Origin of the sequence: Siminovitchia acidinfaciens, from assembly GCF_003605385.1 — a bacterium.
Taxonomy (GTDB): Bacteria; Bacillota; Bacilli; order Bacillales; family Bacillaceae_C; genus Siminovitchia; species Siminovitchia acidinfaciens.
The window spans coordinates 663574-677674 of sequence record NZ_QYTV02000001.1 but is presented as its reverse complement, the minus strand read 5'-3'; the positions used below and the strand labels follow the sequence as shown (position 1 = coordinate 677674).

18 protein-coding genes are annotated in these 14101 nt (G+C 42.7%); all 18 read right to left on the bottom strand.

Features of this window, described 5'->3' with window-relative positions:
* Window positions 1-663: 663 nt before the first annotated feature.
* Window positions 664-1962: a PD-(D/E)XK nuclease family protein gene (locus tag D4T97_RS03105; RefSeq protein ID WP_126047529.1), complete on the bottom strand. Its 1299-nt coding sequence runs from the start codon at window positions 1960-1962 to the stop codon at window positions 664-666.
* Window positions 1963-2262: 300 nt separating this feature from the next.
* Complete coding sequence (locus D4T97_RS03100; protein WP_126047528.1) at window positions 2263-2445, bottom strand: hypothetical protein; 183 nt, start codon at window positions 2443-2445, stop codon at window positions 2263-2265.
* A 130-nt stretch (window positions 2446-2575) separates the two neighbouring features.
* The gene (locus D4T97_RS20390; RefSeq protein WP_164525449.1) at window positions 2576-2812 is read right to left on the bottom strand and encodes a hypothetical protein; all 237 of its coding nucleotides are present in this window, start codon (window positions 2810-2812) and stop codon (window positions 2576-2578) included.
* A 59-nt stretch (window positions 2813-2871) separates the two neighbouring features.
* Window positions 2872-3075 (bottom strand): methyl-accepting chemotaxis protein, encoded by a 204-nt coding sequence (locus D4T97_RS20385; RefSeq protein ID WP_328588750.1) that lies wholly within the window; start codon window positions 3073-3075, stop codon window positions 2872-2874.
* A gap of 75 nt (window positions 3076-3150) precedes the next feature.
* Complete coding sequence (locus tag D4T97_RS20380) at window positions 3151-3297, bottom strand: hypothetical protein (RefSeq protein WP_164525448.1); 147 nt, start codon at window positions 3295-3297, stop codon at window positions 3151-3153.
* A gap of 277 nt (window positions 3298-3574) precedes the next feature.
* Window positions 3575-4009, bottom strand: a complete 435-nt coding sequence (locus tag D4T97_RS03090; protein ID WP_126047526.1) for a hypothetical protein — start codon at window positions 4007-4009, stop codon at window positions 3575-3577.
* Window positions 4010-4073: 64 nt separating this feature from the next.
* Window positions 4074-5312: a flagellin N-terminal helical domain-containing protein gene (locus tag D4T97_RS03085; RefSeq protein WP_126047524.1), complete on the bottom strand. Its 1239-nt coding sequence runs from the start codon at window positions 5310-5312 to the stop codon at window positions 4074-4076.
* A gap of 139 nt (window positions 5313-5451) precedes the next feature.
* Entirely contained in the window at window positions 5452-5679 is a 228-nt protein-coding gene (csrA, locus tag D4T97_RS03080) for a carbon storage regulator CsrA (protein WP_126047522.1), read from the bottom strand.
* A 4-nt stretch (window positions 5680-5683) separates the two neighbouring features.
* The gene (gene fliW / locus D4T97_RS03075) at window positions 5684-6118 is read right to left on the bottom strand and encodes a flagellar assembly protein FliW (RefSeq protein ID WP_126047520.1); all 435 of its coding nucleotides are present in this window, start codon (window positions 6116-6118) and stop codon (window positions 5684-5686) included.
* Window positions 6119-6131: 13 nt separating this feature from the next.
* The gene (locus D4T97_RS03070) at window positions 6132-6698 is read right to left on the bottom strand and encodes a DUF6470 family protein (protein ID WP_126047519.1); all 567 of its coding nucleotides are present in this window, start codon (window positions 6696-6698) and stop codon (window positions 6132-6134) included.
* A 50-nt stretch (window positions 6699-6748) separates the two neighbouring features.
* Complete coding sequence (gene flgL / locus D4T97_RS03065) at window positions 6749-7615, bottom strand: flagellar hook-associated protein FlgL (protein ID WP_126047517.1); 867 nt, start codon at window positions 7613-7615, stop codon at window positions 6749-6751.
* A 13-nt stretch (window positions 7616-7628) separates the two neighbouring features.
* On the bottom strand, window positions 7629-9056 hold the full coding sequence (gene flgK / locus D4T97_RS03060) for a flagellar hook-associated protein FlgK (protein ID WP_126047515.1): 1428 nt from the start codon (window positions 9054-9056) through the stop codon (window positions 7629-7631).
* A 19-nt stretch (window positions 9057-9075) separates the two neighbouring features.
* Complete coding sequence (locus D4T97_RS03055) at window positions 9076-9561, bottom strand: flagellar protein FlgN (protein ID WP_126047513.1); 486 nt, start codon at window positions 9559-9561, stop codon at window positions 9076-9078.
* 18 nt (window positions 9562-9579) lie between these two features.
* A complete protein-coding gene (gene flgM / locus D4T97_RS03050) occupies window positions 9580-9846 on the bottom strand; it encodes a flagellar biosynthesis anti-sigma factor FlgM (RefSeq protein ID WP_126047511.1) in 267 nt (88 codons plus the stop codon).
* 84 nt (window positions 9847-9930) lie between these two features.
* Window positions 9931-10632: a ComF family protein gene (locus tag D4T97_RS03045; RefSeq protein ID WP_126047509.1), complete on the bottom strand. Its 702-nt coding sequence runs from the start codon at window positions 10630-10632 to the stop codon at window positions 9931-9933.
* Complete coding sequence (locus D4T97_RS03040) at window positions 10625-11962, bottom strand: DEAD/DEAH box helicase (RefSeq protein WP_126048051.1); 1338 nt, start codon at window positions 11960-11962, stop codon at window positions 10625-10627. Before D4T97_RS03040 ends, D4T97_RS03045 begins: the two co-directional genes overlap by 8 nt.
* Window positions 11963-12217: 255 nt before the next feature.
* On the bottom strand, window positions 12218-12898 hold the full coding sequence (locus D4T97_RS03035; protein ID WP_126047507.1) for a response regulator: 681 nt from the start codon (window positions 12896-12898) through the stop codon (window positions 12218-12220).
* Window positions 12899-12928: 30 nt separating this feature from the next.
* The gene (locus tag D4T97_RS03030; protein WP_126047505.1) at window positions 12929-14089 is read right to left on the bottom strand and encodes a sensor histidine kinase; all 1161 of its coding nucleotides are present in this window, start codon (window positions 14087-14089) and stop codon (window positions 12929-12931) included.
* Window positions 14090-14101 lie beyond the last annotated feature (12 nt).

The window sequence follows — 14101 nt, the reverse complement described above, 5'->3', positions numbered from 1 at the left end:
CACTCGCTTTCATTGTACTTGTTTCCGTTTTCTTTCAAACTTTCCGAGTTTGTTTATTATGAGGAAGAATCTGATAATAAAATTAATAAGACAGGAAAGAGGGTAGGTTAAATGAAGACTTTCATCAATAGCCTAGTCAATAAGTACGAAGGTTTCGTACGCGTCAGAACAGCAAGAGTCCTCAACAAACGCAACTAAGCAAATAGATTCTTAAGAATGGGACTGATAATGAAGTTACCACAATTATGAAAGAGGTAGTTTAAATGAAGATTAGTTTCATTACTAGCTTAGTCGGTATGTTTGAAGGCTTCGTACGATTCGGAACATCAAACAAATGCAACTAAACATCAAGCATCTAGATACTGCATAAATATATATTCATTAAGCCAAGCCTTTTGGAGCTTGGCTTTTTATTATTATCTGCTTCTGCATCCCATACGGCTTTCTGTTAGGTCCATATGAATAACATCCCATTTCGCGTACAGCTATCAAGAGCGTTATATTAAGCTTACAAAAATAAAGTGTTTCATTTTATTATGACACAAGAATTGGTACACCTTTTTATATTACTGATTTTTGTACAAGGTGGAATATTGCTCTAAGATGCCATATCCACTCAGCTAAATACATCTCGGCTTCAATGGCACCAGTTTGTTAGGTTCTTTAAAGTTTCTTCAATTCTGCAATCGTCAATTCCATATCTACAAACCCTGCCGCGTCCGTCAAGATATAGTCGTGCCTTTCGGCAACGGTCATCGTTCGTCCGCTCATTACCCTGGCTGGTTTCTGCAAAGAAAGCCCCTCCTTATCCGATCTCAGCAGGATCTCCTCCATCACTTGATATCGCAACTCCCGCTTGTCCTCATCATCTGCAGCGACCACTTTCACACATAGCTTTTGCTGTTCCAGCTGGTAATAATGTTTTTCATTTCGGTCTCGCCCCCACCAAAATCCCCAAAATCCTCCCCGAGGATTAGACACATATCCCCAATCGCCACCAATTTCTTTTTGCAGTTCCTGATAAAGACCCTGCCAAGCGAAAGCACTCCACTCCGATACAGGTGTAACCCAAAATGATGAAACCTTCTTGTCCAAACGCTGCAAATGTCGGTAATAATCAAGGAAGATCGCGTTGTTTATATCCTTGCCTTTATCCATAATCTTCAGCATCATTTTACGCGTAAACGGTATGTATCCGGCAGATTCAACAGAACGGTAATGACTTTGGTCAGCTATTTTAAAATAAATCGGAAGTTGAATCAGATCGGGGTATTCATTTTTCACAGCATTTCGGTAACGGCATAACTGATTGGAATGATTTTTCGTAAAAGTCTTATCTTCTATTAAAATTGCATATTGATTATTCACTATCGCCAATATATCGAGTGACTTGAATTGCGGAATGATTTTTAATGAACGAATTTCCGGAATTGCCAAGTTATGTACAGCAAAAATGGTGGAGACAAACTCAACAGCCACATTATGTAAAAAGCGATCCATGGATTGGTATTTCTTTTCACTCCAAGATAGCAGCCAACATAAAAAGGCATCCTGCGACAGCTCACTCGTTGCATAGGTAAATAGATTAGGTGGCTCAGTCGCAGATTCTTCCGGATCATATATCCCTTCAAGCAATGCATGGACATCGTGAATCCCGCTGTATTCTTCCCAATAACCGCGTCCAAGAATCGAAAGATAGTGAATCGGCGGATAAAGCACCCTATCACGCAGATCCAAAATTCTTCCCTGTTCATTTGGATAAAGCAATAACAGCTGGTCTTTATCTTGCTGCCCAATGATTCTCGGATATTCCTTAATCGGCTCCGTATGACCGCACCCTGATTTACAGACAAGAGCCGGATACGCATCGATTTCCACCGTGCTATCCTCTCTTTCTATCAATTTCTCTGAAGCATCCTCAATCAAACCAGCCCCGCACTCAGGGCAAATCTCTTTTGTCATATAAATTCTCCTTTCTTTTCCCTATAGACGGCTGAATGGTTCAAAGGGAGCATAATTTTTCAAACAGCTTTAGTAGATGCCTGTTCTCTAATCAGCTTGAGGACGTAAATCCATATAATTCTCCCATTCTCCGCAACACTTTTTCAAACAGCCTTTTTATGATGCCCAGGCATCCGCCGTAAACCTCTCATCCCTGACCATCTTTGTTAGAATAGCTTTTAATAGTCTTTCTTCTGCAGATGAAATTGCACTTTCCATATTTCCCCTATTTATTACACCATACTCACTGAGCGTCTTAGGCTATTCATAATCGACAAACCCGATTTCAGAATCACATTTTGCGAAACCTTCCATCTCCTGTGCATAATTGTAATAAAACGGATGAGCTTCAAGCACAAACGACTGTTTCCCTTCCGTAGGCTCCCCGTTGTTCAGATTTTCAAAATAGGGCAGATACTTATACAGTTTTTGATACTCTTTCACTTGATCACTCCCATGCAATCTTTGGTATATGTAATAGCCGGAAAAATGTTTAAGAAAAGGGCATATCAGACAATCAAATAAAAAAGTAGACACATGAATTTTCCATACTCCTACTCTTTAAGCTTCCATATCAAATGTCTACACCTTGATTGCCGCTTCGTTCAACTGCTCCGCAGATGCCGAAGCGGCAATCGAGGTGGCTTTTTTCAATTTCATCCACCACTTGTATCAGCTTATTCATCTGTTCCTGAACCTTCAATACGGTCGCTCCATTTTGTTGAATGGATTGCACAATTTGCTGAAAAGACTCATGGGAATGTACTGAAGTCGAAATGCTGGACTGCACAGCATCTTCCACCTGCTCCAATGACTCTTTGACCTGCTGCTTGTATATGTCGGACGTGGAAATTAGATTATGTATTTCGTCTATGGAGCTTTTCTTTGTTCAGCGAGCCTTCGGACCTCTTCCAGTAGAACCACAAATCCTCTGCCATGTTCACCGGCACGCGCCGCCTCGACGGCAGAGTTCAAAGCCAATATGTTCGTCTGCTCTGCAATGTCTTGGACAATGTGGATGACGCTGGAAATCTGATTGGATGACTCACCTAATTGGTGTATATTATCTATCATTTTCCTAGAAAGAATCTCCATAAAATTGTTCTTTTGAAGCAGTTCATCCAATTTATGTTTGCCTTCACTCGTGTATTAATTTGCCAATACCGCCTGATCGTTGCTTTCCAAAGTAGTCAAACTGACTTTGTGAATATTTGAGCTTAGCTCTTCAACAGAATCTTCTATTTGCTTGACCATTGCCAGCAATTCTTCACTTACAGCAGCCATTTTATTTTTCAAAAAGGTTTTCCCTTCTTCAAACTGAGACTCTAACCTCTTTATTTTATAAGCTTCTAGGACAATTTGCTATATTTTCATTCTTCGTCATGACCCCTATATGTAAAAAGAGGCCCTAGCAAAGCTAGTGCCCCCCTTGAAATTAACGAAGAAGTTGCATCACCTTAGTTATTAGACTATATCTTCACCCGGTGTTTCCTAACCGCTTGTTATGACAAAATTCGAGGGAGTGCACTTTCCGAATCCTATCTTTAGTCCTTATAATAAACAGCTTTAAAACTTATCGGATTAAAGACGGTAATATCTCTTCCATTAAGCGCCTAATATCCTCCATTGCAACATCCAATAATTCTGATTTTATTTCATGTGCTTGCTGAGAGGCATTCTCTTGAGTAGGTCCTAAGTTTTCATCATATGCCTCAATATCTTGATTTATTCTTTCCGAAGCATGGTCTTGTTCATCAAAGTTTACTAGATTTGAAATTGCAGAATCCTCTTCTATCAATTCAATAATTTCTCTTGTTACACGTGAGCCACCTAGGAATTCATCCAGTTCCATAATTATATCAATTAGTCCATTAAATGTACTTATTGATATATATGGGTCATTTCTAATTAATTTCTCCGGTGCTGGATAATCACCATAAGAGTAGAACCCTTCTTCTAGTTTCTCGTAAGTTTCAGCCAAATTGGATAAGATATCATAAATACCCATAAGTTCCTTTCCCCCAATGGAAAAGAGGCCCTAGTAGAAACTAGAGCCTCAATAATATTTAATATTAACGAAGAAGTTGTAAAACTCCTTGTGGTTGTTGGTTAGCTTGAGCCAACATTGCTTGAGCAGCTTGAGATAGGATAGAGTTTTTAGTTTGCTCCATCATTTCTTTCGCCATGTCAACGTCACGGATACGAGACTCAGCTGCAGTTAAGTTTTCAGAAGATGTGTTCAAGTTGTTGATTGTGTGTTCTAAGCGGTTTTGGTTAGCACCAAGTTTTGAACGCTCAGCAGATACTGTTTGAATGGCTTGATCTAAAACTTTAATTGCCGTACCCGCTTGAGACTTTGTTCCAACTTGTAATTCTCTTACTCCCAAAGTACTTGCTCTCATATCATTAATTGATAGGTTAAGAGTTTGTCCTTGATTTGCACCAATTTGGAAATCAGCACTACCATCTGCACGTTTATCTTTTGCTTCTGTTGTAGTTGCGAAGTTAGACAATGCATTTGATGCAGCTTCTTTTCTTGTTCCATCTTGACTAGTTACTTGGATAGATAAACCATTTATTTGACCAGCAGTCCCAGCGGTAGCGGAAGTAACAACCATTTTCCCTGCAGTAGTTGCTACTGATGCTACTGACGCATCCGCTGCAATTTTATCAGTTACATCTTTAAGAGTTTCAGTTAAAGCAACAATTGTGTGTGTAGCTGAATGTTGCGTACCATTAACTGACCAAGTCATTGTGAATGTATCTCCAACAGCTAATTGTAGATTATTTCCATTTGCATCAAGAAGTCCACTTAACGCTATGCCATCTGCCATTGTTGCTTCCAATGAACCTGTAACTGCATGAGTAGTTGCAGCACTAACTCCTGTACCCAAATCGCCATTGATTAATTTTTTCGTATTAAATTCTGTTTGGTTACCAATTCTTTCAATCTCTTCACCAAGTTGTTTTACTTCATCTTGAATGTTCTTACGATCTTCTGCTGTATTTGTATCGTTTGAAGATTGAACAGCAAGTTCACGCATACGTTGAAGGATGGAATGAGTTTCATTTAACGCACCTTCAGCTGTCTGAATTAGAGAAATTGCATCTTGAGAGTTTTTTGATGCCATATCCAACCCACGAATTTGTCCGCGCATTTTTTCGGAAATTGCAAGACCTGCAGCATCGTCACCAGCTTTATTAATACGAAGACCTGAAGCTAATTTCTCCATAGATTTAGCTTGTCCAGTTGTAGCTGCATTCAACTGACGATGCGTATTCAACGCCGCAATGTTGTGATTGATTCTCATTTAATTTTTCCTCCTTGAATGTGCCGCTCACATCCTTGTGGGCGGTTTACCTTTATTGTTGGCAAAGTGACCGGTCGGCCGCCCGGTTTTCGCCTTCAATGTTTATATCGGCATGAGGAGGATATATTTTAATAGTGTTTTAATGTTTTTTCGCGTTTTTCAGGATGCTTGAGAGATCGGACACCCCTTTTAGTGCAGCCGTATTTTCGTTTTGGATTTCCACCCAAACTTCTTTGCGGTGAACTTCAACGTTTTTGGGTGCATTGATGCCGATTTTGACCTGATCCCCCTGAATGGCTGTGATGGAAATTTCAATGTCCGGTCCGATTTGGATGGCTTCGCCTTTTTTCCTTGATAATATAAGCATACCGTCAGGCCTCCACTTTCTGCCCGAACAGTGGGTGTCTTGTTTTGTATTGGAAATCGTTTAAGATCACTTGCTTCGCTTTGTTATTTCGAGCATTGTTAAGAACTGGCGCCTGCAAGTTTGCGGTTGTTTTTTCAAAAGGATCTTGCACAGTTAAAATTACAAAAACCACAGCATCTTCCGGCTTCTCCAAGCCTAACTGCCCGACCGCCGATTCATCCAATTGAAAATCATATTCCGGAAAAAATGAAAAAGGATCTGCAACGATAAAGCCGATTTCCGGGGTTTTCACTGATTGCATTACTGACAAAGTGCTTTCATCAAGCGGCAATAAAACAAACTCCTTCTCATCCGGAAACCCCGGTATCCCGCTTTCAAACTTCAAAATATCTTCTCTCTTTATTTCCTGGGTTCCGTGGTATTTCGTTTCAATGTTCATCTTCTCGCTCCCTTCACGTTTCCAAATTAATAAAATCTATTTTCAAAGATGGTTCACGTTCCATATAAATGTCCACATTACCCTGTTCGTATTCCACGACAGGCTTCTGCGGCTCCACATGAATAATCGGCTCACGTCTTGTCCACTGTATGTCCACGATAGAAGGTTCATAGTTCAGCTTCACACTGAAAGGAGATGGGATAAAGCCAATATTAAACGAAGCTTCAGGCCTTTCCGAATTGCGTTTTGCCAAGCCTGTAATTGGATTGCCTCCCTGCTCAATTCGCATCAATTCGTCTCCTTCTTCGGCTCGCCTAGCAGTTCCCTCCATTGCCTTCGACCTGCCTTCCTGCGCAAACTCCTCCATGACCTTTGGCAATGATTTCAAATTCATATCTTCCCACGCCTTCGTCTGATCAATCGTTAATTTCGAAGGCGTTCGCTCAATGTGCATTTCAGCCGGAGGCTGCTGAATGTCCAAAACCGCCTTGGGCTGTTCAATGGTTTGTCTGGCCGGCCTTGTTCTCATACCAATCTGCCCCATCACTGACTCCATCCGGATCTGCGGTATTAACCTCATGCTACACCCCTCCTTATAATCAACAAAAAAGCTATCCCATAGAATAGCTTTTATCTCAGAAAATCGATCAGCGTTGGCTGGATGATTCGGGAACTGACGCTCAGTGATGCACGGAGCAAACTTTCTTCCATGATTAATTCCGTAATCACTCTCTCATATTCCACATCTTCATTGTCAGACATCATTTTCTTGGAGATTTCCTCCTGCTGGTCTACCCGCTGTTCCATCAAATCAATCCGGTTAGACCTTGCTCCGAGTGAGGCACGCTCTTTCAACAATTCATCAATCCGCTCATCCAAAACGGATAAATGGCTGCCGACGTCCCCTTCGGAATCAATGTCATTAATCAAGTTTTTGATAGAAGTAAAGAAGTCCTCTGAAAAAATTGTTTCTGGCTTTGTGTTAACAGGTATAATTACGCCTTTTCCAAGTTCAATTTTTACGTCCTCTGTACTTGATGGATACGTTCCCGCATCAAGATTGACTGGAGGTTTATCTGTATCCGTTCCATTAAAAATATATTTCCCCGCAACTTCCGTATTAGCGATATTCTCCAGTTGCTTCATGATTTGCTTTATTTCTTCAGTAATAGCTCCTAGCTGTCCTTCTTCATAAGTACCATTTGACGCTTGAACGGTTAAATACCGGATCCGATCCATTGCCTTTGTCGCATGGTCAAGGGCAGCATCTGTGTTATCTATCCAATTGTGTGCCTCCGAGAAGTTCCGTTTGAACTGCTCGGTTTGAAGCACATTTGTCCGGTACGCAATCCCTTTCATTGCAATAACCGGATCATCAGACGGACGGGTGATCTTTTTTCCCGTATTCATCTGCTCCTGTAGGTGCCCAAGCCTTCCATATGTGTTGCTTAAATGTCTAAGTGAGTTATTTGCAAGCATTGACTGTGTGACACGCATATTCCGTTACCCCCTATCTCCCAACAACGCCCATTCCATTGATTATTTTATCGAGCATTTCATCGACTACGGTTATATTTCTTGCAGCCGCATTGTATGCATGCTGGAATTTAATCATATTCATCATTTCTTCGTCCAAAGAAACAGTGGTCACTGAAAGGCGCCTTTCATCAACAGAGGATTGAAGTGTGGCCGCATTGGCCTTTTGCCGGTTGGCGTATTGTGCTTCCACCCCGAGCTTTCCAATGACTTTTTGATAACCTGTAAGCACGCTCTTAAACGAGTCTGCCATTTCCAAAGCTTGTTGGCTATCGCCGACTGAGCCGGTTTTTGAAGCTGCAAGGGCATTCGTATGCTGTAACAGCATTTTCAGCCCTAATGCTCCTACTCCTTCAGTAAAAAAAACTCCGCCATCATTGCCGTCTTTCGTTTTTCCAAGCTTGTGAACATCGTTGATACTTTTTGCAAATTCATTCGCCAAATCGTCCAGTTGTTTCATGATTTGTAAATAAGAATCATGGTCATCGCTGCCATAGCCATAGTTTTCGATTAAACTCTTCATTCTTCCTTGAGGCAGGCTTTCAATGGAAACCTGTTCCCCCCCAAATGATAACCCAGTGACAATATCTGGATCTCCATCTGTCGTAATATCCAGCTCCTTGTACCCAGAACGGTTAACAACTTCAATGTCGCCAACTTTAATCTTATAGATGCCTTCCATTGCACCCTTTGGATTTACGTAGCTGTCCTCTTTAACAACTTGTATATCTATATATTGGGAAAGTTCATCAACAAGCTTATCGCGTTCGTCATACAAGTTGTTCGGAATAAAACCGAGCGGTTCCACTTCCGCAATCCTTGTATTGAGCGCATCAATGTTTTTCAAAATGGAATTGATTGCATTCTGGTCTGTTTCGATTTGCAGACCAAGATCTTCCCTGTAAGTTTGTATGTTTGCATATATGTAATTGAATGTATCTGCCACCATATGTCCACGCTGAAGCACAACTTCGCGGGCACCGTCATTCTCGGGATGGACGCTTAAATCTTGAAGCGACTGCCAAAACTCATTGAGCACCTTGGAAATGCCAGTAGCGTCTTTTCCTGTTTCGTTTAAAATATCCTCTAGCTTGGCTAGTGCGTCGGAAGTCGTTCCGTAATAGCCAAGTTTGGCGCCTTCTTTACGATATTGACTGTCTAAAAAAAATTCCCGTACACGCTGAACCTCGCCTGCTGTTACCCCAGTTCCTATCTGCCCAGGAATTTGCGGACGGTTCAATGAAGCCGGCGGATATGCTTCGGTTGCCTGCATATTGATCCGCTGGCGCGTATAGCCAGGTGTGTTCGCATTTGCAACATTATTTCCGGTCGTGTAAAGGCTGGCCTGCTGAGTATGTAGCGCACGCTTTGCCGTTTCCAGGCCATGAAAGGTAGATGACATGTGATTTCCTCCGTTTTAATCAAGCCTTTGAATCGAAGAAAGACTTGCCTAGTTTCGTTTGTTTTCTTGTGTCCGGCCTGCCGTAAGTAGCCGTCTCTTTTTCTGGCTGCAACATGTCCAGGTTCATGTTGACGAATTGCAATGACTGGTAGATGAGCTGCTTGTTCAGTTCATTCTGTTCCTGGAGCTTGTTTATCACTGAAACCAATTGCTCCTGTAATGCCCGCAGCGTTTCCGCCGCCTCAGGGGTTGCCTCTGCTATGCAGTCCGCCATCGTTATCTGGCCGTCTCCGTTTTTCTTTAAAAACGACTGCGCAGCCGTCTGCCGCTCACTTTCCATCATAGTGATGGCTGTTGTCAGCTTTTGTTCTTCACGCATGATTTCCTGAAGGCTGTCCACATCGCCTTTTTTCAGGACTTCCGTTTTTTTGAGGGCATTTTTCAGCAAAGCCTCATGCAGTTGATATTGCTTGGTCAGATTGTTAATCAAAGTCTCTGCAGACATGGAGCAGCCTCCTTTCAATTATTGATTGAAGTAGTATTTCGCTATGCTATACGCAACTTTTTTCGGATCGACTTTATAATTGCCCTGTTCGATCTGATTTTTCAAATGATCTATGCGAGCTGACCGCTCTGCGTCATATTTGGATGTTTGCTGAAGCTCTTTGGCTTCTTTGGAAATTTGTATTTGATCCGCCTCGATACGTTCTGTGCGGGTTTGTTTTTCTACGTGATTAATCTGTTTTGAATACGGATTCGTATCAGGTCTGTTGAAAGAATTGATTTTCATTAAATAACCTCCTTGCTTTCAACGTTACGTATCTATTATATCGGTTTATCTGAATAATTGTTTAGATAAACTTCGCTGAAAAATTCAACCTCTTGCCAGTGTAAAAGAACTCACGCTTTTAGCTCCGGCTTGCATCAAAGCATGCGCTGCATGATGCAGCGTCGATCCTGTTGTATAAATATCATCTATTAAAAAAATGCTTTTTCCTGAAACGGTTTGATCCACTTTAAAAACCTGTGACAAATGAATTCTCTCTTCACGGGACTTCTTCGATTGTTTTTCGCCATGGATTCTTACGAGAGCATCAAGTGTTTTAAAACCAGCTCCGACCGCTAAGCCAGCAGCTTGATTGAAGCCGCGCTCCATCAACCGCTCCTCACTTAACGGAATCGGCACCACCAAATCGAATGATGCTTCTGAAAGGGCGTCTCGTATTTCCTGCGAAAATGCTTTCGCCAGTACATAATCCCCGCGATATTTATATCGTGCCATCAACTCTTTTAAAAAATCATTATATTGATATATGGAAACATTGCGTTCAAGAATACCTTCCCACTTTGAATCTTGTTTCCAACGAAAGCAGTCGCGACAAATGTCTTCATGAATGTACTCGGAAGCCAGTTCAGCAAGAGGCCGAGAACACTTTCGGCAAGTTGGACCGGTGATTATCGCCAGCTTCCCTGTACACGTCTTGCATAGCTTCTGCTCCGGAGCACCAAAAAGAAATTTTCTCCACGTCATTTCTTCCTGGATGACAGCATCGCAATACAGACAATGATTATTCATCGAGCAGCCCTGCCTTCCGGGCTTCCTCGTTCATCCCGTCAATATGAAGCAAAGCCTGAATCATCGCTTTCGTGCGACCATAATGAAAAAATGTAATATCACCCGCAGGATATTCCGAACTGCGTCCCACCCGGCCGGCAATTTGAACGAGGGCTGACTCTGTAAAAATATCATCTTCCGCTCCCAGAACAGCTACATCTATATTGGGAAAAGTGACGCCCCTTTCCAAAATGGTCGTCGTTAGAAGAATCGGCGTTTCGCCTGTCCTCACTCTCTGTACTTTCTCTTTCCTTAGTGGGTCCTCAGCATGAACGGATTCGACAGCCGGATGCAGCCGCTGAAAAAGAGGAAGCGATTTTTTCATCAGCTCTATATGGGGAAGAAAAATTAGTGCCTGTTTTCCCAACTTCAGCCGTTTATCCGCCCATTTCAAAACAGATGGCGGAAGCTGGTCCCTTTCCAACCGTTTTTGCCAGTTACCACACCACATAAACTGAGGAAGCGGGAGAGGTTTACGGTGAAAACGGGCAGGGATTTTAATAAATTTCCGTTTTCCAAATCGACATTCATCCTGCCACTTCCTGCTTGGGGTAGCAGTCAAATATATCCGTGCAGCTCCAGGTTTGGCTGATTTTTCAACGGCCCATTGCAGGCTTTCATCAAATGTATATGGGAAGGCATCGACTTCGTCGACGATCATTGTATCGAAGGCATGGTGAAAACGAAGGAGTTGGTGTGTAGTTGAAATCGTGATGGGGGAAAATCGATGGCGGTCTTCACTGCCTCCGTATAGAGCAGCAACGGAAATGGAAGGAAACACTTTCTGAAGACGGGGAGCCAGTTCCAAGACAACGTCAGTCCGAGGAGTGGCGATACAGACTCGATGGCCAAGCTTCAAAGATTCTCCAATGCCGTGGAACAGCACCTCTGTCTTTCCAGCTCCGCATACCGCCCATACAAGCAACTCCTCTTTGTTTTGCACAGCAGAAACTACGGCACCAGCTGCCGCTACCTGCCCCTCAGATAATTGCCCGTCCCACTCTAAATAAGATTGTTCCGGAACCCATCCAATGTCAGGTCCTATCCAGCGGTAAAAGCTCGAACACGAAGAAACTCTTCCCATCATGAGACAATGCCGGCAATACACACATTCACGCTTGCACAAAGCACACGGAAACCAGGAGAAAAGCCGCTGTATATTATTGTTGCAACGGTGGCACACCCAGCCCTTGGTATTGCGGTTCAACCCAGGCACTTTTTCAATATATCCGGCATTCAAATGCCGGTCGATTTCTTCTTGGGAAAATGGAAGTTCACTGGAAAGGAGCATTCGTCCGGATAGAAACTGTTGAAGTTCAGGAGAGTATTTTCGTGGGGGAGTTGCCGACGGGGAAAATTTCGTGGTATTCAATTTATCACCTCATTTAAAATAATGTTAAAAGGCGATTCTCGCGATTATTTCAGTTTAATTGCAATAATCATAGTGTCGATGCTAATTGTCCAGTTCATGATGGTTCACCTTAGGTGCCACCCTTCCTATAGACCGCGGCAAGGCCGAAATGCATCATGCATTTCGGCCCAAATATCAGCGTACTTCGACCCATCCATTCTTGATGGCAGTGATTACTGCTTGGGTACGATCGTTGACATTCATTTTTTGTAAAATATTGCTCACGTGGTTCTTAACTGTTTTTTCGCTTATATAAAGTGTCTCACCGATTGCACGGTTGCTTTTTCCATCAGCCAACAGCTGGAGAACTTCACATTCGCGGCTTGTCAACAGATGAAGCGGCACTCTCACTTCCGGCTGTTGGTAGCCTGTTCCTTTGTTTTGCTGGTTGGCTAAGCGTCTGTATTCCCTCACCAATTTGTGAGTGACCTTCGGATGGATGTAGGAGCCGCCACCCGCAACAACTTTGATTGCTCCAATAAGTTCTTCTGAATCCATTTCCTTCAGCATATATCCCGCAGCACCAGTCTTCATGGCATGCGTTACGTACGCTTCCTCGTCGTGGATGGAGAGGATGATCGCTTTGGAATCCGGATAATTTTCCATCAGTTGGCGTGTTGCTTCAATTCCGTTAGTATTTTTCATATTGATATCCAGCAGGACAACATCCGGGGAATATTCCTCAACAATTCCAACTGCATCACAGCCGTCTGCGCCCTCCGCGACGACAGAGAATGTCTTCTCGAATTCCAATATTCTCTTTACACCTTCGCGAAACAATTCGTGATCATCAATAATGGCTATTTTTGTTTGCATTCGTTATTCCCCCTTAATTTTTTTGTTTTTTTAAAAACTGCTTACTCTCATTGCGTCGAGGGGTATCTTGATTGAAATCACTGTTCCCGCTCCCAATTTGGAATGAACAGTGAACATACCGTCCAAAATCCCCACACGCTCTCTCATTCCAATCATCCCGTAGCTGTCACTCTTTTTCACGTTGACGTCAAAGCCGACGCCGTCATCTTTTACAAGTACATATATCTGCTCCGGCTGAATTTCCAGTTTCACCTGAATAGTCCTTGCCTGAGCATGTTTTAAGGCATTATGTACAGCTTCTTGGATGAGACGAAAAAGAGCTACTTCATATTTTGGCGGAAGTCTTGTATCCTTCCCTAAATATAGGAACTCGATAGCTGTAGTTTTGTGATAGTCTTCGACTGTCGCCAAGTATTTCTTCAACGTCGGGATCAACCCGAGATCATCGAGTGCCATCGGCCGCAGGTCATAAATGATGCGCCTGACTTCATAAAGAGTTGTGCGGATCATTTTCTTCAGGCTGCGGATTTCCTCAAGCGATTGCTCCGGCCCTTCTTCATAATGCATTCTCTCCGCAAGATCCGAACGGATCAGAACACTTGCGAGCAGCTGGGCTGGACCATCGTGAATTTCCCGGGATAACCGCTTTCTTTCTTCTTCCTGTGCCTCGATGATACGCAAACCGAAATCCTGCTTCATTTTTGCATCTTCCAGGGCCTCGCCCATTTCTTTTATGTCACTGACCAAATAGTTAGATACAATGGAGATTTGCGAAACAAGGGTATCTGCCCGTTCAATCGTCTGCTGTAGAATGATCAGTCGTCTTTCAAGGTCATCCCTGCGCTCTCTCAGCTGTTTTTCCTGTTGTCGGTTAATCATTAATTTTGTCTGCAGACTATGGGCCTGTTCGTACGCCGTACGAACCTCTTCCTCGCTGTATTCTTTGAAGTGCATGCTCAAATTGGATAGACGCTGCCTTGAAAGCCTGGATTTCACTTCCAATTGATCGCCTTCATCGATAACTTTCATGACTTCTTCCTTGATTTTTTCCAGTTCATTTAATATATTGTCATGATCACGGCGGCACTGCTCGGCAATTTCAAAAATCTCATCCTTACTGCGGTCCACGGTGCTGATCATCTGTTCGACAATGTTATCCAGTTCTTTTATATTTACTTTTTTCAGTGCCATTTTTTTCCTCGA

Excerpts from the sequence above, each read along its gene's own strand:
- D4T97_RS03105 (WP_126047529.1), bottom strand. The coding sequence starts at position 1,962 with ATGACAAAAGAGATTTGCCCTGAGTGCGGGGCTGGTTTGATTGAGGAT.
- D4T97_RS20385 (WP_328588750.1), bottom strand. The coding sequence starts at position 3,075 with ATGATAGATAATATACACCAATTAGGTGAGTCATCCAATCAGATTTCC.
- D4T97_RS03090 (WP_126047526.1), bottom strand. The coding sequence starts at position 4,009 with ATGGGTATTTATGATATCTTATCCAATTTGGCTGAAACTTACGAGAAA.
- D4T97_RS03085 (WP_126047524.1), bottom strand. The coding sequence starts at position 5,312 with ATGAGAATCAATCACAACATTGCGGCGTTGAATACGCATCGTCAGTTG.
- csrA (WP_126047522.1), bottom strand. The coding sequence starts at position 5,679 with ATGCTTATATTATCAAGGAAAAAAGGCGAAGCCATCCAAATCGGACCG.
- fliW (WP_126047520.1), bottom strand. The coding sequence starts at position 6,118 with ATGAACATTGAAACGAAATACCACGGAACCCAGGAAATAAAGAGAGAA.
- D4T97_RS03070 (WP_126047519.1), bottom strand. The coding sequence starts at position 6,698 with ATGAGGTTAATACCGCAGATCCGGATGGAGTCAGTGATGGGGCAGATT.
- flgL (WP_126047517.1), bottom strand. The coding sequence starts at position 7,615 with ATGCGTGTCACACAGTCAATGCTTGCAAATAACTCACTTAGACATTTA.
- flgK (WP_126047515.1), bottom strand. The coding sequence starts at position 9,056 with ATGTCATCTACCTTTCATGGCCTGGAAACGGCAAAGCGTGCGCTACAT.
- D4T97_RS03055 (WP_126047513.1), bottom strand. The coding sequence starts at position 9,561 with ATGTCTGCAGAGACTTTGATTAACAATCTGACCAAGCAATATCAACTG.
- flgM (WP_126047511.1), bottom strand. The coding sequence starts at position 9,846 with ATGAAAATCAATTCTTTCAACAGACCTGATACGAATCCGTATTCAAAA.
- D4T97_RS03045 (WP_126047509.1), bottom strand. The coding sequence starts at position 10,632 with ATGAATAATCATTGTCTGTATTGCGATGCTGTCATCCAGGAAGAAATG.
- D4T97_RS03040 (WP_126048051.1), bottom strand. The coding sequence starts at position 11,962 with ATGCTCCTTTCCAGTGAACTTCCATTTTCCCAAGAAGAAATCGACCGG.
- D4T97_RS03035 (WP_126047507.1), bottom strand. The coding sequence starts at position 12,898 with ATGCAAACAAAAATAGCCATTATTGATGATCACGAATTGTTTCGCGAA.
- D4T97_RS03030 (WP_126047505.1), bottom strand. The coding sequence starts at position 14,089 with ATGGCACTGAAAAAAGTAAATATAAAAGAACTGGATAACATTGTCGAA.